We start from the raw sequence: 21168 nt of genomic DNA on the forward strand, positions 1-21168 counted from the left end.
CGAGAAGGGGCGCTTTGTTTTGTATGTAATATATAATTGTTTTTAGGAATCATTCTCAGCTTTTCTAACAAAATGCAGAAAATTTTGGTGGTTTCCAAGGGGGATTTAAAATGAAAAAAACGCTTTCTCTATTTTTTTGTCTGTTTGTGTTTTCGCAGTTGTTCGGTGTTTTCTATGATATCGATGCTGTTTTTGAGCCCGAGGCACTTAGTATTTCGGGGACAGTAACGGTAGATACTGATGGAATAGAAACAAGGTTTTTGCTGCTTCCAAATCTTTCTTCAGAAGACAATCCTTTTATACACAGTTTGTTCGAGCAGGGAAAAAATAAGATGGAGATCCTTGGAGTTTATAACCCGGCTGGAGAACCTCTGAATTACAAACTGGAAACCTATCCGGCCACTCTTGTGGGAGCGGAGGAATTGAGGCGGAATTCGTTGCTAAAGGTTTTTACAAAGGAAAAAAGGATAATTATTTCGTTTAAAACGGTCTTTACTGAGAGTTTTCAGCCGGAAGAAGCAATGCTTGATGGTTTCTTTTTATGGCGGTTTGGCTGGTATCCGCTGCTTGTTGAAGATGTGACAGGATTTGCATTGCTGCCCCACTCATGGGATTTGAAGCTATCCCTCCCAAAAGGGTGGACGGCTGTTACCGGTGGAGAATACATAGAAGAGGGTCGTTGGAAGTCAAATGGGGATTATTTCTCCTGTCCTATTGCATTCGTTAATTCGGAAGATTACACTTCCATGACTGTTGATGGAAATGGTTTTACTGTGGAGGTTTATTATCGGAAAGGGCAGTTGGGAACGGCATCAACAATCGCGTTGAATGCCATAAGGGTTTTGCAACATCACATACCTCTTCTCGGGGATTTGAAGTACTCGACGATTCGTATTCTTCAGGATCCATACCCTGGGCTCTATGGAATCACCGCCGATGGGCTCGTTGTACTGGGGGATGGTTTTTTCACTACAGCTAATTTATGGGCCGATGGTTTGCTGGATCCAGTAGCTTTTTATGTTGTTGCACACGAGTTGACCCATCTCTGGTTTGGAATAGGTGCTGGCGTGGATTTTTTGAAGAGCAACTTTTTGAGCGAAGGTATGACGGATTACGTTGCCCATAGAACAATGTTTGATTTGTGTGAGAGGGACGATTATTTGAATTGGGATGCTCCAGATTTTATGTTGATTTTACTTTCTGAACTTGGAGTTCCCGATACTTTTTCGGAAGCTGACCAACTTTCGTTCCTGGATATGAAAAGAGCAGGGGTTAAGGCAAAAATAGCTGCAGCGGTTGACGAGATTCCGCTGAATTACCAGAGCTATGTTTATTATCAGAAGGCTAAAAGAGCCTTTTTTATGCTTGAGGATTATCTGGGAAAAGAAAAGCTTCTTGAGATTCTCAAAGATTATTACGAAAAATTCTCTGGAAAAACGGTTTATTCGGAACAATTTCTTAGTTATTTTTCTAACTATGTAGATCGGGAAATTCTTGAGGATCTCTTCTTAAATCCAGAAAATTTCGATCCGAAGGTTTATCCTGTCAGCGACGGGATACGGGTAGATCTTCAGGATAGGAAAGTTCCTGTAGAAATCCTTGTGGAAACTAATAATGGAAGCGAAAGTTTTATCACCACAGAATCAACTACTATAAAAGTTGGAAATCTGAAAGCCGTACACGTCGATCCCCATATGCACACTTTCGATATTGAAAGACACAACAATCACTGGCCACCTATTTTGAAGATGCCTGGTGAAAAAGAACCGAGTAACCTCGATGCTTATGAATTCAAAACAGATTCGAGTATAATGTTTCAATCAGATGGGCTCGAGGTGAGTTCAAACTTCATTTTTACCATGTTCCCTTATGTGAAAGTCGGACTGACTGCTGATTCAATTTACCTGTACGACGGTTCTATAGATAATCGTTACGGTGCTTTTCTGCAGTTCTCACCGAATAATTATGTTGCATTAGCTCTCTCCTATGACGAGTTAAATGGCTTTGGTGGCGAGTTGAGATTGGCTCTTCCTGAAAAACTCAATATAGGTGCTTCTGCACCCCTTTTGTCCCCGCGGCATAATCTGGTCGTTCAAGGGGGCTATGTTGATTCTGACAGTCATTATATAGATGTGTTGTATGATTTCAACAATGTTATAAAAAATGGCTTTGAAGTATCGTCTGAGTATTTTGCAGCTGTTCTATCAGGCGACTTCATCGATATACTGGGGATTTATGGTGGGTACGTTCCTGAGGTTGATTGGACTTTCACCCCGATCTTGTCTGTGATTTATCTTAAGGAACTTAACGAGAATGATTTCATAGATCCTTTTTATGATTTAGTTACGATGGAAGCAACATCAAACGAGGAGGATCCGTTATTTTCCCTGGTAGGTGGTACGGATGAGTTTTTAGAACTTTCGTTGGGGGTGTCGGTGGATCTTTTCAGTACGAGGAGAATGAATTTTTTAAACTTGTTCTCCATTGGTGGTGTGGGGATTTCGCTGGAAGCAGATTACAGGCGCTTTGAAGAGTATAGAACTATTGGTTTGCATGCGAGTTTTGTCCCGCTTTTGTACATTGTAGCTGATACACCTGTGAGGATACCGATAACTTTTTCGATACTTTATGAACCAAGTGAGGACATTTCTACTTTAGCTTTTAAAATAGGGATTTCTCCTGGAAACTCAATTTTCTATGGTCAGGTGATTGGCTGGTTGGCTTCTCCATTAATGATACAATATGACAAAATGATGAAATATTGAGCTCTAGGGGGGAACTCGGTTGAAAAAAATAGCGCTGGTTTTTGGTACGCGGCCTGAGGCGATAAAAATGGCACCGGTTTATCTTGCTTTGAATGGTTCTCCATTGCAACCTGTAGTTATCGCCACGGCCCAGCACAGAGAAATGCTCGATCAGGTGCTCGAATTGTTTGGTATAACACCGGATTACGATCTGAATATCATGAAAGAAAGGCAGAGCCTTTCAGATTTGACATCGAGACTTACTAAAGCTCTGGAAGATATATATAAGAATGAGAAATTTGCTGCCACGCTCGTTCAGGGAGACACAACCACTACCTTTGTGGGTGCTCTGGTATCCTTTTATCACAAAGTCCCTGTGGGGCATGTGGAAGCCGGATTAAGAACCAATGATATTTACAATCCTTTCCCTGAAGAGGTAAACAGAAGACTTGTTAGCGTTATAGCCACCTATCATTATCCTCCCACCGAACAAGCGAGGAAGAATCTTCTAGCAGCCGGGATTTCGGAGAAAAACATGCTGGTCACTGGTAACACAGTGATAGATGCCCTTTTATGGACTACAAAAAATAAGAGCCTTGAAGCCAGGAGAATTCGTGAATCTCTTGGTTTGGAAGATGAGAGTTATATACTCATGACCATGCACAGGCGTGAAAATTGGGGAGAACCTATGAGGGAGGTTATGAAAGCCATCAAAAAGATTCTTTCTGAGAAGAAGGACCTGAAGCTCGTTTTTCCAGTCCATTTGAACCCGGTTGTTAGAGAAGTAGTTTATGAAGAATTGGGAGAGTATCCCCGGGTTTTACTTACAGAACCACTTGATTATTTGCCTTTTGTTTCCTTGATGGAAAAAGCTAAGCTTATTCTTACCGATTCTGGAGGGATACAGGAAGAGGCTCCTGCTCTTGGAAAACCCACATTGGTTTTGAGAAGCGAAACGGAAAGACCGGAAGCTTTAGAAGCCGGAACAGCAAAACTTGTGGGTACATCAGCGGAGAAAATAGTCGAAGAAACGCTCAAGCTTCTGAATTCGACTGAAGAATACGAGAAAATGGCGAAATCTGTGAATCCTTTTGGCGATGGGAAGGCTTCCGAGAGAATAGTTACACACCTTATCGAGGCTTTCGGAGCGTGATATAGTGTCAGGTGAAATAATGGTGGAAACAATTGTTTTGATCATTCTTATTGTACAAGCAGTGCTGATGATTCCTATCAGTATCCTTTTTGTCGTGTTCAACAGACGCTCTAAAGATATAATACCAGCCTGGGATTTCTTCTGGATTTCTTACGCTGCGAATCGTATTATCGCCATCTATAAGTATTTGAAAGGCTACAATATAATAATAGCGCTGTCGGAGAGTATTTCGTATAGCCTTCAAATTTGGGCTTTACTCGTGGTTATAAAATTTTACTCAGATGATACGAAGAAATATAATACTTTCTTCTATCTACCGATTCCAGCAATGGTTATTCTGAAATTTCTTGGTGTTTACAATTGGTATTATCAGGCTTTGGGGTTTGTATTGCTGGGAATTGTTATGGCCTGGGTTGGATTGGTTCTAATAAAATCGAAAAAAATGCAAACAAAATTTGGTCGAATCTTAAGCTGGGTTGTTTTCTTTTCAGGGATTCAAACTGCTCTGTACATTTTCTCAAGAAATACAGTATTTGCCCTGATAAGATACCCAATAAACATTCTATTGGCGTTCTTGATCTTTATTTACTATCTTCTATACAGAATCGATGATGAAGTAAATAAACGTGTTAGTACCGAGCAGATGCTGAACAACATGGCTGAAAATATCTCAGACCACCTTGCATTGAGAATAAACGAACGCGGAGAAATTCTTTACTCTACCCCCTCTATGAATAACTTTGTGAGTTCAACGAAGGAACTTTCCAGGTTTCTAAGGGGCTTTGATGAGGATGACAGGAAAAAGTTTCTTACAACCTTTGAAGATTCCTTGTTTTTTGGAAGACAAGGTGAATTAGATCTTTCCATAAAACCGGAAGGGAGCTCTTTTGAGAAGAGATTCCTGGTTAAGTTTTATCCTACAAAGTATCTCGGAACAAAGGTTGTAGATGTATTTTTTCTGGATATAACAGAACAGTTAAGACGAGAGAATTTTTTGAAGAAGCAAAAGGAAGAAGCTGAATTACTCAATAAATCACAAGCGGCTTTCTTTTCCAATATATCTCACGAACTTCGAACGCCGCTTACGATTATTCTTGGTTATTCAGAAATGCTCTATGAGATAGTTGGACCTGCGGAAAGAAGAATGGTTTCTATGATCGCTGATTCGGCGAATTACCTTCTCAAACTGGTAAACGATATACTGGATATCTCAAAAATCACTTCCCGCGCTGTAAAGGTTGAACCTGAAAGTGTGAACATAAAGCTTCTCGTAAACAATATTCTCGAACAATTTAATAGTCTGGTGGAGAAAAAGGGTATCAAATTAGAATCTAAATTGATGATTTGCAGGGAAAACTTTGTAACAGACAAAACAAAGTTGCAGAGGATTCTCACAAATCTTATAGGTAACGCTATAAAATTCACTAATGAAGGAGTCGTCAGGGTCCTGGTCAAAGAAGAGGGAAGTAATGTGTTCCTTTTTGCCGTAGAGGATACTGGAATAGGTATAAAGAAAGAATATCAGGATAAGGTATTCGAACGCTTTGTCCAAATTAAAGATGATAGGTCCCGTGTAAAGTTCAAAAAAGGTACCGGGCTCGGATTACCTCTAACCAAGGAGTTAGTGCAGTTGCTCGGCGGGAGGATCTGGCTGCAATCTGAATATGGGAAAGGAACCACAGTATATTTTACTCTTAAAGAGTTGAACCACTCCGAAGAGAAGCAAAAAGGTGATAAAAATGGATGATGAATTTGAGGCGCTTTTTCAGGAACTGCAGAATGAGAGGGCATGTCCTGAATGTGTTAAGTGTGGATATTGCTGTAAAAACACTCCCTGTTATTGTGGAGAGTGGGATGGGAGTAACAGTCAATGTAAATACCTTACGGAAGATAATCTGTGTTCTAAATATCAAGAAATAGTGGAATACGAAGAAAGCTTGAATCTGAGGGTGAGATTGTTCGGGTCAGGATGTTGCCTGAATTTCCTGAATCCTGACAGGTTGAGAATACTGAATGGTTCGAAGCATTGAATTGGTCTTAGAATAATATCGAAAAACAATAGATACTCGCGAGGCGGAAGTGCTGGACTACGTCCAGGAGGCTCACGACGTTGACGCTCACGAGGTTGAGGCTTGCGGACGCTGATAAAAGCCGAGAATCCGAGATCCGAGAATCCGAGAATTCGAGAGTCCGAGAAAAAACATGACGCTTGCGATAAAAAACACGAGAATCCGAGAGGGCCGCTACGCGGCGGAAGTGCTGAGCTGCGCTCAGGAGGCTCACGACGTTGACGCTTGCAGACGCTGATAAAAAGCCGAGAACCGAGAACCGGGATTCGAGATCCGGGATTAGAAATTAAATGCGAGATTGGATGTTGGAGACTGGATTTTAGATAAAGATCTGGTCTAGGGTTTAGAAAAAGAGACGTACAACGTACAACCAAAACGAGAATAGGTGTTTGAGATCCAAGAAAGCTTCAAAGATGGAACGTATGCCAAATAAGCCGGAGAAGAGTACGAAAAAGGACTTGAAAAGTCCACTATAAAGGCAGAGTAGAACTAATTGTTGAAAAAGACAAGAAAGCAGGGGAAATCTTATGATAAAGTTTGGTACAGGCGGTTGGAGAGGGATTATAGCCGAAGATTTTACCTTCGATAATGTCAGAAAAGTGGCGAAAGCCCTGAGCATCTATTACAAAAAGAATTTTAAGAGTCTAAAACCTGTGATTGTTGGGCACGATTTGAGATTTTTATCCGGGAGGTTTTCCCGAGCTTTTTCAGAAATTCTTGCAGAAGAAGGTATAAAAGTATATTTTGTTGAGGATGCCTCTCCAACTCCGATGATAATGTATGGAGTTGAAAAATTATCTCTGGATTTTGGTGTGATGATCACCGCTTCGCACAATCCGCACGAATACAATGGAATCAAAATCATCGTGGAAAAGGGGAAGGATGCCCCAGTGACTGTTACTGATGAACTTGAAAGAATCGCCAATAGCATAGATGGTAAATTGGCGCGTAGAAACTTCTTCGAATATATAAATGAAGAAAAAATCGTTTACTATGAAAATAAAAATGAGTATATAGATTCTTTGTTAGCTTTTATCGATACGGGATGTATAAAAAACAGGTCTTTCAAAATACTTTTTAACCCGATGTACGGTGTTTCCAAAGATATAATGCTTATGTGCTTAGCTTCGTTAAGATGTTATGTTGATCTGATGAACGCTTATAGAGACACCATGTTTGGTCTCAAATTACCATCTCCTGAAAGAAAAAGCCTTCTGGATATGGAATACAAAATGAAGGAAAAAAAGTATGATATGGGTATAGCGACAGACGGTGATTCTGACAGGATAGGAATTTACGATGAGAACGGTAATTATATAGACGCGAACAAGATACTGGTATTGCTGTACTATTATCTGTTGAAGTACAAAGGAATGAAGGGAGGAGTTGTTAGAAATCTCACCACGACACACACTCTCGACAAGATTGCAGAAAAATTCGGTGAGAGAGCCTTTGAAGTACCCGTTGGGTTCAAGTATATATCCGAGAAGATGGAAGAATACGATCTCTTGCTTGGTGGGGAGAGCAGTGGTGGCTTAAAGATAAGAGGTCATGTGAACGGAAAAGATGGAATACTTGCAGCTCTTTTGATGGTAGAAATGGTGTGCAAAACCGGGAAAACAATAGGAGCGCTATTGAAAGAGATCGAGGATGAGTTCGGAAAGAAATACTTTAAGATGGAAAATATAAAGATAACTAACAAGGAACTACTGAAAAAGCGGTTTTTCGAAGATAAATATGTACCTGAAATAGGAAAGAAAGTAAAGAGGATCTCCTATATGGATGGGTTGAAGATATACTATGATGACGATACATGGCTCTCAATAAGATTTTCAGGAACTGAACCTGTGCTTAGAATAACCTGTGAAATGAATTCGGAAGATGAAGCAGCGAATGTGATAGAACGTATTATTTCTGTCATGAGGTGATTTGATGATCGAGTATCTCGTAATTCTCGCCGCCGGGAAAGGGACCCGCTTAAAGGCATCGACTTCAAAACCCCTTGTGAAAATCAACGATAAGAGTTTGATTGAATATGTTATTGGTAACGCAAAGGAGTTCGTGGACAGGATTTATATAGTTGCCGGTAACCACAATAAAGATGAATTAAGAGAGCACCTGGGAGATGGGTATGAATACTGTCTTCAGAAGGAACAGCTTGGAACTGCCCATGCCTTTAAGTGCGCGCTTAACAGCATAAAGAGCGATTCTGGAAATGTCATGCTTTTGTATGCTGATACGCCTTTAATAAATAAAGAAACGATAAAGAACATCGCCGATGTTCACCTGGTTCAAAAAAATGACATTACCTTTCTCACTGCTGAAACGAATACCTGGTTCCCGTACGCGAGTGTGTTGAGAGACGAGAGAGGGAACTTAATAAAAATAGACGAGACTTATGATTCGTCAAAATTGAAAACAAAAGAATATGCGATAGGCGCATACGTTTTCGGTTTGAGGTATGCGAAGAAGTATTCAGAAAATTTGCACCTTTATGGCAGGAAGGAATTTTATATAGATCAGGTAATAAATGAAGCCATAAAAAATGGTGACAAAGTGGGTGCCTATAAGATTAAAGACGATACCCAGATAAGAGGAATAAACACCCCTGAAGATCTTGAATTTGCTAGAAGGCTGTTGGGCAAAGCAGACTGATAGTCATTGATCCTTGAATAAAAAAGGGAGCTATCGTGAATGACAGATAACTCCCTTTCTTATTTTTGAGGGAAATTATTCGAGTACTACCATCACCTGTCCCGCTTCTACGTTGTCACCTTTGTTTACTTTTACCTCTTTAACGACGCCATCGAATTCAGACAGGATGTTATTCTCCATTTTCATAGCTTCCATTACGACCACAGTGTCTCCAGCTTTAACATGGGTTCCCGGTGATACGAGTATTTCGAGTATTACTCCGGACATTGGGGCGATTATGCTATGGCCTTCGGATTGAGCCGGTTGTGGTTTGGTTTCTTTTTGAGGTTTGGGCTTAGTTTCTTCTTTTCTGAGAGGCTGAGATACAACCTTAGATGGTGCTGGTGACGGCGCAGAAGTTTGAACCTTTGTGGCTTCTGAAGACAGTTCTTCGACTTCAACGATGTATTCTTTCCCGTTAACTTTTACCCTGAATTTTCTCAGCATTTCTTGCTCCTCCTTGGTTTCCATTGTGTCATTGGTTTTCTGCTTTTCCAGCTGGACCGGAGTTTCCTTGATGGTTTAATGGATCTAATAATGAATCTGTCGCTTTCGATGATAGTAGTGATTGCAGCTGTGATGGCAGCAACAAGCTCTTCTGGCTGTTCTGATTTCATGATTCTTTCTCTTTCATACTTCATTTCTTCTGGACTAACCTTGTAGCTTTCCCTGAGCATAGGCCTGGATTTTTTTGCCGGGGAAAGAATCTTGCCCATGCTAACAAAAAAGACGTACAGTATTACAAAGGTTAGGAAAACTACCGAGAGGCCTATCAGGGTAACCTGACCTACTGTCAAATCCACAAAATGTCACTCCTCACAGGGGAATGTTTCCATGCTTTTTCGTTGGCCTTCCTTCAACCTTGCTATCTAAAATCTCCAGTGCTCTGGCAATTTTTAGTCTTGTATCCGCTGGATCTATTACTTCTTCTATGTATCCCCTCGCAGCAGCCGTATAGGGATTTGCAAACATTTCTTTGTATTCTTCTATCCTTTCTTTACGTACTTTTTCGGAATCTTCGGCTGCCTGGATCTCTTTTCTGAATATGATGTTTGCCGCACCCTCCGGTCCCATGACCGCTATCTCAGCTCCGGGCCAGGCAAAGACCATATCGGCTCCAAGATGCTGACTTCCCATTGCTATATAAGCGCCGCCATAAGCCTTTCTGATGATGGTTGTAATTTTCGGGACGGTTGCTTCACTGTAAGCGTAAAGAAGCTTGGCACCGTGTCTGATGATGCCGCCGTGTTCCTGGGAAATGCCGGGAAGGAATCCTGGAGTGTCAACGAATGTGATTATTGGGATGTTGAAAGCATCGAGGAATCGTATAAATCTTGCTGCTTTATCGGAAGAGTCGATGTCCAGCACGCCAGCATAAACAGAAGGTTGATTGGCGATAATTCCGACAGAACGGCCAGCGATCCTGGCAAATCCTATCACTATATTTTTTGCGTAGTGTTTGTGGACTTCAAGGAATTCGCCGTTATCTACAACGAGTTCTATTACTTTTTTTACATCGTAAGCTTGTTTTGGATTCTCTGGCACGATTTCTCTTAGTTCCGGTACTTGCGAGACTGACATTGGTTCGGTAATTTCAGGTTCTTCTGAATTGTTCTGCGGAATGTAGGAAATAAGTTTCCTGACGAGCTGCATGGCGTCGCTATCGGTCTCAGTTATGAAGTGAGCAACACCGCTTTTGCTGTTGTGGATCATGGCACCACCGAGTCCATTTTTGTCTATATCTTCGCCGGTAACCGCTTTGATAACCTGTGGACCGGTGATAAACATCTGGGATATCTGATTAACCATTATTATGAAATCTGTGATTGCAGGAGAGTAAACCGCTCCACCGGCGCAGGGACCGGCAATTACGGTTATCTGTGGTATGACACCAGAAGCAAGGGTGTTTCGATAGAATATACCGCCGTAACCATACAGGGAATCGACGCCTTCCTGAATACGGGCACCACCAGAATCGTTTATCCCGATTATCGGGATTCCCAGCTTAATGGCGAGATCCTGGATCTTCATGATTTTTTTCGCATGCATTTCACCAAGAGAACCACCTTGAACTGTGAAATCCTGTGAAAAAACAGCGACTTTTCTGCCGTTTATTTCACCAATTCCGGTAACAACACCATCTGCCGGGAAATCTTTTTTATCAAGTCCAAAGAAGGTTGAACGGTGTTTGACGAATTTATCGATTTCTTCAAAGCTTCCAGGATCGCACAGCAATTCTATTCGTTCCCTGGCGGTAAGTTTTCCCTGAGCATGCTGTTTCTCTATTCTCTCTTTTCCACCGCCAAGGGTTATTTTTTCATCTAGCTTTTTGAACTTCTCGAGTTTTTCGTTCAACTCATCACCCCCCATTAGTGTTGACCTTCTACCATTTCTATGAGAACACCGCCGGTGGTTTTTGGGTGCAGGAAGATCACTTTTGTTCCACCGGCACCCGGCTGAGGTTCATCGCTGAGAGGTTTAAAACCACCGTTTTTAGCCTTTTCGAGTGCTTCATTGATGTTATCGACGTGATAAGCTATATGATGGATGCCTTCACCCTTTTTTTCAAGGAATTTCGATATTTGACTTTTCTCATTCAAAGGTTCTAGTAATTCTATTCTCGTGGTTCCAACTTTTAAGAATGCAACCTTTAGCCCCCTTTCCGGTAGTTCTTCTATTCCTCCAAATTCCAATCCGAGGAAGTCCCTGTAAAGCGGAAGTTTTTCGTCTATTGAGCGAACAACGATACCGATATGGTCGATACGATCGATTTTCAAGCTTCTTCCCCCCTATCGAAGTTTTTGATGAATTCCAACAAAGTGTCCAGTTTTTCATCTTCCAGGAATCTTTCCTGTATGATTTCACAGATACTGTTGAGTTTATGAAAAAGCTCTCTGTGTGCACGTTTTTTGTGTATCAAACCGGTTTCAATGAGTTTGGACAGTTCCTTTTCCACCAGTGCACACAATTTGTCAACATTCTTGCCGCTAACCGCGTTTGTGAGGATGACCTCTTTTTTTCTGTCGGAAAATGCTAGCATCGCCTTTATTTTGTTTACAAGACTCGCGGCGCCGTCAACGTCCATTTTGTTGACGACGTAGATGTCACCGATTTCCATTATACCTGCTTTTAGCATTTGTATCTCGTCGCCGATTCCGGGTGCGAGTATCAACAAAACTATATCGGCTAGGTTGACAATATCGGTTTCTGATTGGCCGGCTCCAACGGTCTCAACGATTATCTTTTCAAAGCCGCATTTTCCCAGCAATTTTACAGCATCGTATATGGCAGGGCTCAACCCTCCGACTTTTCCTCTACTCGCCATGGAGCGCACAAAGATTTTATCATTTTCCAGGGCATGCCTCATTCGTATCCGGTCGCCCAGAATGGCACCCCCGGTGAACGGGCTGGAAGGGTCGATGGCTATTATGGCCACCGAATGATCGCTGGAAAGTTCTGTGGCTAATCTATCTACCAGAGTGGATTTCCCTGCACCTGGACTGCCAGTAACCCCTATAACATGATATTCTCTTTCAGGAAGAGAATCTATCAGTTCCTTTCCAGCTATTGGATCCCTTTCGACGGTGGTAAGTGCTTTAGAGATCCAGAGTGGGTCTTTCGACAGCAATTTCTCTATCTTCATTTTTTCACCGCAGCCTTAATTCTTTCTATGATATTTGCTAATGGGGTACCGGGACCAAAGACCTCGTATATGCCCATTTTTTTGAGTTCTTTTGCATCATCTTCCGGTATTATTCCACCGACGAAGATTGGTTTGGATTCTATCCCGGCTTCTTTCATCAATTTCAGGACTTTTTCGCAAAGCCGCATATGGGCTCCTGAAAGTATAGATAATCCTATGATATCAACATCCTCCTGCAACGCGTCTTTGACGATTTTCTCTGGTGATTGCCTGAGGCCTGTATAAATAACCTCCATTCCGGCATCTCTCAAAGCCATAGCAACAACTTTCGCACCTCTATCATGTCCATCGAGTCCCGGTTTTGCTATTAACACTTTTATCTTCTTATCCATTTCTACCACCTCGCAATTTGAATAAGTTTCAGAGGATAACAGCTTCCGTGTATTCGCCGAAGACATCTCTCAAAACATTCGAAATTTCACCGATGGTCGCGTAGGCTTTTACGGCATTAAGAATATAAGGCATCAGGTTTTCGTTACCCATGGCCGCGTTTTTCAATTCTTTCAGGGTTTTCTCCACCTTTATGTTATCACGCTTTTCCCTGAGAGCACGTACTCTTGCTTTCTGTTTTTCTTCAAGTTCTTCATCGACTTTGAGAATCTTCTTTGGTGTGGTTTCTTCTCCGGTAAATTTGTTGACTCCAACGATCACTTTCGATCCTTCTTCAATTTCTAGCTGATATTTGTACGCTGTATTCAATATTTCTTTTTGGATGTAACCTTCTTCGATCGCTCTAACCATTCCACCGAGTTCATCTATCCTTTTTATGTATTCGGTAGCTCTCTTTTCAATTTCGCTCGTCAAATGCTCTATGTAATATGAACCGCCAAGCGGGTCGACAACATCAGCGACACCTGTTTCATGGGCTATTATCTGCTGTGTTCTAAGAGCTATCGTAACAGATTCTTCAGTTGGAAGCCCCAGAGCTTCGTCGTAAGAATTCGTATGGAGTGACTGGGTGCCTCCGAGAACCGCGGCAAGTGCCTGGAAAGCGACCCTGACAATATTGTTCATCGGCTGTTGAGCGGTTAACGTTGACCCTCCCGTTTGAGTATGGAACCTCAACATGAGGGCCTTTTTATCGGTTACACCAAAGCGTTCCCGCATGATCTTACTCCAGAGTTTTCGCGCGGCTCTGAACTTCGCTATTTCTTCCAGGAAGTTGTTGTGAGCGTTGAAGAAGAAGGACAATCTCTTACCGAAGACATTGGGATCAAGGCCGGCTTTCACGGCAGCTTCAACGTAGGCTATACCATCTGCTAGTGTGAAAGCAACCTCCTGGACGGCATCTGCGCCGGCTTCACGTATGTGGTAACCGCTGATACTGATTGTGTTGAATTTGGGTAGGTGTTTCGAACAGTATTCGAAGATGTTTGTGATTATTCTCATCGAAGGTTCTGGCGGGAAAATGTACGTCCCTCTGGCGATGTATTCTTTTAGGATGTCGTTTTGTATCGTTCCTCGCAGTTTATCGGAGGAGACGCCCTGTTTTTCGGCAACTGCTATGTACATTGCGAGTAAAATGGCAGCCGTTGAGTTTATCGTCATGGAGGTACTTACCTGATCCAGAGGAATTCCGTCAAAAAGGACCTCCATGTCTTCCAGTGAATCTATTGCAACTCCGACTTTTCCTATTTCGCCCTCTGCCATGGGATCATCTGAGTCGTATCCTATCTGAGTTGGGAGATCGAAGGCAACTGAAAGCCCCGTTTGTCCCTGTGATAGAAGGTATTTGTAACGTTTGTTGGATTCTTCGGCAGTTCCAAAACCGGCGTACTGTCTCATCGTCCAGAAACGACCGCGGTACATGGTTGGTTGTACTCCTCTTGTGAAGGGGTATTCGCCGGGGAATCCAAGATCATGTTCGTAATCCAGTTCAGCGATATCTAACGGCGTATAAAGCCTTTCAATCTCTTCACCAAAGGAGGTTTCGAATCGTTCTTTTCTCTCCGGGTATTTCTGAATAACTTTTTCAACGGTTGTCTTTTCCCAGTTTTCTTTCAAGGTTTCAAGGTGCTTTTTCTCTTCAGGATTCAAGGACATCATCATCCCCCCAATTTTTTTCGGAGTTTCTCACTTCAAAACTAAATCAAAAAAGCTATTTAGTCAACAGCTATTGGGAAAAGATAGGAACGGATAGATGATTTTAGAGTGTTTTTCTTTCGAGAACGGAGAATCCGAGAACTGAGAGGGCCGCTACGCGGCGGAAGTGCTGGACTACGTCCAGGAGGCTCACGACGTTGACGCTCACGAGGTTGAGGCTTGCAGACGCTGATTAGAAGCCGAGAATCGAGATAGCCGCTGCGCGGCGCTCCGAATCCCTTCGGGATTGTTACGACCGGCTGCGCCGGTGTTACGAACTCCTGTGGAGTTGCCTCCGTAATCACCCCCTAAAGAAATAGGACAAGAGATAACGAAGTGATAGTATGAAAGAAAAGGGGGCGAAGGGATGAGAGGCAGAGCACAATATTCAATGGAATTGAAGCTAAAAGTGGTAAAGGAATACGAAGAGGGTCACAAAAACACAAGAGAAATCAGGGAAGAATACGGGATACCGGATTCTACATTATGGGGTTGGATAAACAAATACAGAGCGGAGGGAGAAAGTGCTTTTGAACCGAAACTCAGAGCTGGAGATTTCATTGTTGATCCAACGAAGATACCACCTGTTCTGTACAAAGAGATAGGGCTCGGCAAGATAAAGAAAGACCCAAAAGAGCTAAAAGGGGTTCTCAACGAAATCGAGAAATACAAACTCATAATAGCAGAGAAAGAATTGGAAATAAGGTTGCTAAAAGAAGCTCTAAAAAAAACTGGAAAAGGCTAGCAGTTGAACTTTTCGCTGAAACATATATGGGTTATGGTTTTTCAACCTCTTATCTTTTGAGAATCTTTGGAATAACCAGAAGCAGTTACTATCGCAGGAAGAAACCCTTGTTCTTTCTCAAAAAGGCGAAGACAGGTAGAAGGCGCAATTACTGTCTAAAGACAAACGGTGAAAAGTTCGAAGATAAAGAGCTTGAAAAACTACTCAAAGGCATATACAGCAGAGTGAATCCATATGAACCTGAGTATTATCTGAAAGTGCTAGGAAGCAAGAAGCTCAGCAAGTATTTTCTGAATGAATTTGGGATAATAGTGAACCACAAGAAAGTACACAGAATGAGAAAGAAGCTGGGATATGTCAGGAAATACTGGCCGAAACAGCACCATCCTGTTAGGCGCTCAACCCAGCATGAGATAGACAGGACAGGAATACTGTGGGAAGCAGATATTAAGTACATAACCACAATACAGGAAGGGAATATAGCCTTATTGGACATAATAGATGTATATTCAAGGGAAATAGTGGGTTCATATCTTGGGAAGAGTTGCAAGTGCAAAGATTTTACTCGAACACTGGGAAGGGCAATGCTTTACCAGGAAACGGTACCTCAGTTGGTCCGTACGGATAATGGAAGCCTGTTTACAGGGGTCTGTTAGCAATTTTGTGTAAACTCCCTCCGAAATATGAGAAAATAACAAAAAGCTAAGGAGGGAGAACAGTGGGAAACTTTGACAAAGAAGCAATGAAGAGATTGGTACGAGAGAGGAAATTAAAGACAACAGAAGACGCGGAAAATCTTGTAAAAGAATTATTTGGAGACATCATTAAAGAGATGCTGGAAACGGAACTTGAAGAAGAACTGGGCTATTCCAAGCATGACTATAGGAACAAAGAAACGGATAACTCCCGAAACGGTTATTCGAAAAAAACAGTGAATACCTCATATGGCAAAATAGAGCTTTCAATTCCCAGGGATCGAAAAGGTGAATTCGAACCAATAGTGGTTAAAAAGCACCAGCGAAGCATAGCTTCCATAGAGGACCAGATATTGTCTATGTATGCCCGGGGAATGACATACAGGGACATACAGGCACATCTTAAGGACATATACGGCTCTGAATTGTCAACTGAAAGCATAAGCAGGATAACAGACAAGATAATACCCATCGTTTCCGAATGGAGAAACAGACCCCTTGAAGAGGTATATACCATAATCTACATGGATGCTATCTTTTTCAAAGTCTCTGAGAACAACCAGATAAGAAATAAGGCTTTGTATATAGCCTTTGGGATAAATCTGGAAGGAATGAAAGATGTCCTAGGAATGTGGATAGCTCAGAGTGAAGGTTCAAAATACTGGCTTGGTGTGCTAAATGAGCTGAAAAACCGAGGTGTCAAAGGAGTGATGTTCTTTTCAATAGACGGATTAAAGGGAATGGAAGAGGCAATAGAAGCGGTATATCCCCAGGCTAAAATCCAGAGATGCGTAGTACACCAGATAAGATATTCCATGAAATTTGTATCCTGGAAAGACAAAAAGAAATTCGCTGCTGACCTGAAATCGGTATACACAGCAGACACAAGAGAAGCAGCATGGAACGCCCTTATGGCTTTTGAAGAGAAATGGGGAGAAAAGTATCCTTTCAGCATTAAAAGCTGGAAAGACAACTGGGAATCCCTCACGACCTATTTCGAATATCCCAAAGAGATTAGAAAATTGATTTACACAACCAATCCAATAGAATCCCTGAACAGCCAACTCAGGAAGGTAACAAAGAACAGAGGTGTTTTTCCCAATGACATGGCTCTCATGAAACTGGCATATCTCGCCATTAACAATATAACTAGAAAATGGACCGTGAGAATAAATGAATGGGATAAAATCCTTGCCACTTTGATGATAGAATTTGATTGGGTGAAATCCTATGTCTGATCTTTTCCGGAGTTTGGGGTTTACACAAAATATGTGACACGCCCGTTTACAGCTAATTACACCCGGGAATATTTTGAAAAGAACGAGATAATCCAGGAATTTGGGATAAAGCACCACCCTGATTCCCAGGCCTTTATTGAATCACAGCATTCGAATGTGCAAAGGGAATTTGTGGCTATGAATGTGTTTGAGAGAGCGGAAGACGTTCACCGAAAATACCAGGTGTACATGGATTTCTATCATAATCTCAGACCACATGGTTCTTTGAAATACATGACACCACAAGCCTTTAAGAAACACTGTAGCATTTCCATGATTCAGTCTGTTAAAGCTTGATCTCGTTAACCCGTGTCTCATTATTGGGGGTCAGACCGCGTTGTAGGTTGTACGTAAAAATCGAGAACCGAGAGCCGATAGCTGCTGCGCAGCCGAGGCTTGCAACGCTGTCAGCTGGTAGAGCGACGCTTGCGAGGCTGAGGCTTGCTACGCTGTCAAATAAAGTAACGCGAACCGCTGCACGATTCAAAAAACCGTCATTATGGAAATGTTTTATCGAGAATCTGGTCTTCTTAAGTACGAGATCCTGAATCAAGTTCAGGATGACAGTCCCTGTTTTCAAGGTGTGCTTACCGGTTCTCGGACTCTTGGTTTGGACTCTCGACTTTTTTCGAGTAACTTACAACTCACAACCGACAACGTCCCTTACATCTGCCGCAGGCACGTATCACCAACGTAGTTGGTCGAGCAACTGCGCAGCAGTTCGCAGCAACCACGAAGTGGTTCGCAACAACTCCGCAGGAGTTCGCAACACTGGCGAATCCAGTCGTACCTGTTCTCGCCTTCTCGAATCTCGGATCTCGATTGGGGTTGTGCCATGCATAATTGAGAGATGTAAGATAAAATAGGAGAAGTAATCAGGAAAAAGAAAGGAATGGAGAGGTGAAATGGAGGTAAAAGATGGATATTTATAGATGGCTTGTTAGTTCTGGCGTTCTTTCAACTGTCAAAAAGCCTTCCAGATACATAGGAAAAGAATTGAATATAGTAAAAAAAGACCCAAGAAATAAGCTGCGATTTCTTTTAGCATTTCCGGATGCCTATGAGATCGGTATGTCGCATTTAGGTCTGAAATTGCTCTATAAATATCTTAATGAAGATCCGGAGATATACGCTGAGAGAACTTATCTTCCATGGAAAGATATGATGGCAAAGATGAAAGAGAATAACGTCCCTCTTTATTCTCTGGAAACCTATACTCCGGCCAAGGAGTTTCATATCTTTGGAATAACCTTGCAGTACGAATTGAGCTTCACCAACGTGATAGCACTTTTGGATCTGGCTGAGATCTCGATCTGGCAGAAAGACAGAACCACAGAGCCGCTCGTCATTGGCGGGGGACCGTGTACGGCAAATCCTGAACCAATAGCGGATTTCTTTGATGCTTTTGTAATCGGCGATGGAGAATCCATTACTCTCCAGCTGGCAAGGATTGTTAAAGAAAATCTAGACTTGCTGAAAAAAGGCAAGAGACGCGAGCTTTTGGAAATGCTTAAAGAACTACCAGGAATGTACGTTCCCTCTCTAAATGATGGTAAAGTCGTCAAAGCTGTAATTTCCGACATAAATGATTACAGAATAGATACCAAGCCTGTCGTTCCTTTCATGGGGGTCGTTCATGACAGAGCAGTAGTAGAGGTTATGCGAGGTTGCGATCGCGGTTGTAGATTTTGTCAGGCAGGAATGTTTTACAGACCTGTGAGGGAGAGAAACCATAAGGCCATTCTGGAAGATATAAAGGAGCTAATTGATAACACAGGATATGAAGAGCTTTCGTTCCTTTCTCTAAGCACCATGGACTATACGGCAATTCAGGAACTTACGAACAGCATATTACCGTACCTTGGTGAGAGAAAAGTTGCGTTATCTTTGCCTTCAACGAGAGTGGACAGCTTTGGAATTGAGATTGCTTCAAAGATTGCTTCTGTACGAAAAACAGGCCTTACTTTCGCTCCCGAAGCGGGTACACAGCGATTGAGGGACGTAATAAATAAAAACATATCAGAAGAGGATCTTATGAATTCCGTTAATTCCGCAATCAAGCATGGTTGGAGAAGATTGAAATTGTACTTCATGATAGGTCTTCCAACGGAAACTGAGGAAGATATAAATGGAATTGTTGAACTTGCACGTAAAGCCAAGAAAGCCGGTTTGAAAGATGTGACGGTTTCTGTGTCGATCTTTGTTCCAAAACCTCACACTCCTTTTCAATTTGCAAAGCAGATTGACCCGACTGAAGCAAGGAAGAAAATGAAAATACTCAGGGCGATAAAGAAGTTCGGAAAACTACAGGTTCACGATCCGGGAAAGAGTTATGTTGAGGGCGTGTTGAGTCGAGGAGATAGAAAGGTAGCTAAAGCGATATATAGAGCTTACACCCTTGGTGCCCTGTTTGATGAATGGGGTGAAGAGTTTTCTTTTTCAAGATGGTTGAAGGCTTTTGAAGAAAGCGGGATCAAACCCGAAGAATATACGAGAGAACGTTCAATATCAGAACCACTACCGTGGGACCATGTCTCCCTTGGAATAAGAAAAGAATTCCTGATTCAGGAATATAAAAAAGCACTTAGGGGGGAAACAACCCCTGATTGCAGATGGGATATTTGCAGTCTTTGTGGAGTATGCCCGGATTTGAAGGTCGCTAACAGACTTATCCGAATTTTAAAGCACTGAGTTTTGAAGCTTCTGTTATATCGCCGGCTCCAAGAAAGAGAACCACAGCGTCACGTTTGCTGTCCAGCCAGTTGAGGATGTCGTTGTAGTCGTCGGCGTGGTAGGATTCTACGCCGTAATTCTTCAGGCCTTCCAAAACTTCAACTTCGCTGACAGCGTATCTTCCTTTTTCGTAGGCGTCATAAAGCTTGTAAACGCACACAGCGTCGGCGCTTTTTAAGGATGCTGCAAACCGTCCATTTTCCCTGGCAAGCCTCGAGTATCTGTGGGGTTGAAATACAACAATGATCTTTCTATCTGGATAACTTTCTTTTGCTCCCCTTATTGTGTTTCTTATTTCGTCAGGTGTGTGGGCATAATCGTCTATGAAGTAAAGATTTTTCTCTTCACTAAAGCCTCTAAAAGTGAAGCGCCTGTCTACGCTCTTGAACGTTGCCAATGAGTTTTTTACAATGTCCATTGGAATTCCAAGTTCGGCAGCCATAGCGATTACGGCTGTTGCATTATAAACGTTGTGTATTCCGGGAAGGTTCAGCGTGAAACGCCCGAGGGAATGTTTACCATGATAAACTTCGAAACTCTGTTTTGTCCTATCACAGGTTCTTTTGGTAAATCTGTAATCACCATCATTTTCACCAAAGGTGATTCCCATCCCGCCAAAGAGCCTTTTTGAAGCCTCATCATCGGCGTTGTATATGAAGATGCCGGTTATTCTTTTGGCGAAGTAGTGAAAATGAGCTTGTAGGTTTTTTAGAGAATTGTTGTAGTGTTCTAAATGATCTCCGCGAACGTTAGTCACTATAGCGTGAAGTGAAGAAAATGAAGCAAAGAAACCATCGCTTTCATCAACCTCGGCGACAATAGGTCCTTCACCATTTCTGTAATTTCCATGTTCCAGATGTGGAGATTTTCCTCCAAGAAAGACAACAGGGTCTTTTCCTGCGTCTATCATTACTTTGGAAAGCATAGCGGTTGTCGTTGTTTTGCCATCCGTACCGGTAACGCTGAGTGAGTTTCGGGAAGCTATTACTTTTCTGAGAAGTTCCATACGATAAAGAAGGGGAACACCTTCGGAAATACTGCGTTCAAGCTCGGGATTTCCTCTACTGACAGCGGTTGTATGGACAACCACATCGGGGTTTTCCCAGTTCTCGCGGGCATGTCCAATATAAATGCGCATACCAACGCGCCTCAGGTATTCAACCCGCTCATTTTCTTCGAAATTTGAGCCATAAACCTCATTACCCTCAGCCGCTAAATGAAGAGCGAGACCACTCATTCCGATCCCGCCAATACCAATAAAATGATATTTCAA

General features: G+C 42.2%; 15 protein-coding genes and 2 pseudogenes. 9 read left to right on the plus strand and 8 right to left on the minus strand.

Annotated elements, in window-relative coordinates:
* The first annotated feature begins 110 nt into the window (after window positions 1-110).
* The 5 genes from KOLE_RS06810 (at window position 111) to KOLE_RS06830 (ending at window position 8621) form a co-directional block, all read left to right on the plus strand.
* Window positions 111-2765: a M1 family aminopeptidase gene (locus KOLE_RS06810; protein WP_015868703.1), complete on the plus strand. Its 2655-nt coding sequence runs from the start codon at window positions 111-113 to the stop codon at window positions 2763-2765.
* 19 nt (window positions 2766-2784) lie between these two features.
* Window positions 2785-3897 carry a non-hydrolyzing UDP-N-acetylglucosamine 2-epimerase gene (wecB, locus tag KOLE_RS06815; protein WP_015868704.1) on the plus strand — a complete coding sequence of 371 codons (1113 nt, stop codon included), beginning with the start codon at window positions 2785-2787 and terminating at the stop codon, window positions 3895-3897.
* Between the two features lie 4 nt (window positions 3898-3901).
* On the plus strand, window positions 3902-5644 hold the full coding sequence (locus KOLE_RS11200; protein WP_015868705.1) for a sensor histidine kinase: 1743 nt from the start codon (window positions 3902-3904) through the stop codon (window positions 5642-5644).
* An 849-nt stretch (window positions 5645-6493) separates the two neighbouring features.
* The gene (locus KOLE_RS06825) at window positions 6494-7894 is read left to right on the plus strand and encodes a phosphohexomutase domain-containing protein (protein WP_015868707.1); all 1401 of its coding nucleotides are present in this window, start codon (window positions 6494-6496) and stop codon (window positions 7892-7894) included.
* A 4-nt stretch (window positions 7895-7898) separates the two neighbouring features.
* On the plus strand, window positions 7899-8621 hold the full coding sequence (locus KOLE_RS06830) for an NTP transferase domain-containing protein (RefSeq protein WP_015868708.1): 723 nt from the start codon (window positions 7899-7901) through the stop codon (window positions 8619-8621).
* Window positions 8622-8696: 75 nt separating this feature from the next.
* Here KOLE_RS06830 and KOLE_RS06835 read toward each other — a convergent pair whose 3' ends face one another.
* Genes KOLE_RS06835 through KOLE_RS06865 form a run of 7 tightly spaced genes read right to left on the minus strand, consistent with a single transcriptional unit; the run spans window position 8697 to window position 14406 of the window.
* A complete protein-coding gene (locus tag KOLE_RS06835; protein WP_015868709.1) occupies window positions 8697-9107 on the minus strand; it encodes a biotin/lipoyl-containing protein in 411 nt (136 codons plus the stop codon).
* Window positions 9101-9463, minus strand: coding sequence for an OadG family protein (locus tag KOLE_RS06840; protein ID WP_015868710.1), 363 nt, complete (start codon window positions 9461-9463; stop codon window positions 9101-9103). The genes KOLE_RS06835 and KOLE_RS06840 overlap by 7 nt, the downstream gene beginning before the upstream one ends.
* A 13-nt stretch (window positions 9464-9476) precedes the next feature.
* Window positions 9477-11030 carry an acyl-CoA carboxylase subunit beta gene (locus KOLE_RS06845; RefSeq protein WP_015868711.1) on the minus strand — a complete coding sequence of 518 codons (1554 nt, stop codon included), beginning with the start codon at window positions 11028-11030 and terminating at the stop codon, window positions 9477-9479.
* Complete coding sequence (gene mce / locus KOLE_RS06850; protein WP_015868712.1) at window positions 11030-11437, minus strand: methylmalonyl-CoA epimerase; 408 nt, start codon at window positions 11435-11437, stop codon at window positions 11030-11032. Before mce ends, KOLE_RS06845 begins: the two co-directional genes overlap by 1 nt.
* Window positions 11434-12303: a methylmalonyl Co-A mutase-associated GTPase MeaB gene (gene meaB / locus KOLE_RS06855; RefSeq protein ID WP_015868713.1), complete on the minus strand. Its 870-nt coding sequence runs from the start codon at window positions 12301-12303 to the stop codon at window positions 11434-11436. The genes mce and meaB overlap by 4 nt, the downstream gene beginning before the upstream one ends.
* Window positions 12300-12695: a cobalamin B12-binding domain-containing protein gene (locus tag KOLE_RS06860; protein ID WP_015868714.1), complete on the minus strand. Its 396-nt coding sequence runs from the start codon at window positions 12693-12695 to the stop codon at window positions 12300-12302. The genes meaB and KOLE_RS06860 overlap by 4 nt, the downstream gene beginning before the upstream one ends.
* A gap of 28 nt (window positions 12696-12723) precedes the next feature.
* Window positions 12724-14406 carry an acyl-CoA mutase large subunit family protein gene (locus KOLE_RS06865; RefSeq protein ID WP_015868715.1) on the minus strand — a complete coding sequence of 561 codons (1683 nt, stop codon included), beginning with the start codon at window positions 14404-14406 and terminating at the stop codon, window positions 12724-12726.
* A 406-nt stretch (window positions 14407-14812) separates the two neighbouring features.
* Here KOLE_RS06865 and KOLE_RS11400 point away from each other — a divergent pair.
* The 4 genes and pseudogenes from KOLE_RS11400 to KOLE_RS06890 form a co-directional block, all read left to right on the plus strand.
* Window positions 14813-15834, plus strand: a pseudogene (locus tag KOLE_RS11400) (IS3-like element ISKol9 family transposase); the annotation flags it as partial.
* A gap of 74 nt (window positions 15835-15908) precedes the next feature.
* On the plus strand, window positions 15909-17123 hold the full coding sequence (locus KOLE_RS06880) for an IS256 family transposase (protein ID WP_015868410.1): 1215 nt from the start codon (window positions 15909-15911) through the stop codon (window positions 17121-17123).
* Between the two features lie 45 nt (window positions 17124-17168).
* Window positions 17169-17459: pseudogene (locus tag KOLE_RS11205) on the plus strand (integrase core domain-containing protein); the annotation flags it as partial.
* Between the two features lie 621 nt (window positions 17460-18080).
* On the plus strand, window positions 18081-19853 hold the full coding sequence (locus KOLE_RS06890) for a TIGR03960 family B12-binding radical SAM protein (protein WP_015868716.1): 1773 nt from the start codon (window positions 18081-18083) through the stop codon (window positions 19851-19853).
* On the opposite strand, the gene murC is transcribed toward KOLE_RS06890, so the two are convergent.
* Window positions 19831-21168 carry a UDP-N-acetylmuramate--L-alanine ligase gene (gene murC, locus KOLE_RS06895; protein ID WP_015868717.1) on the minus strand — a complete coding sequence of 446 codons (1338 nt, stop codon included), beginning with the start codon at window positions 21166-21168 and terminating at the stop codon, window positions 19831-19833. The two genes, KOLE_RS06890 and murC, sit on opposite strands and share 23 nt — an antisense overlap.

The sequence above is a fragment of the Kosmotoga olearia TBF 19.5.1 genome (assembly GCF_000023325.1).
In the GTDB taxonomy this organism is placed as follows: Bacteria; Thermotogota; Thermotogae; order Petrotogales; family Kosmotogaceae; genus Kosmotoga; species Kosmotoga olearia.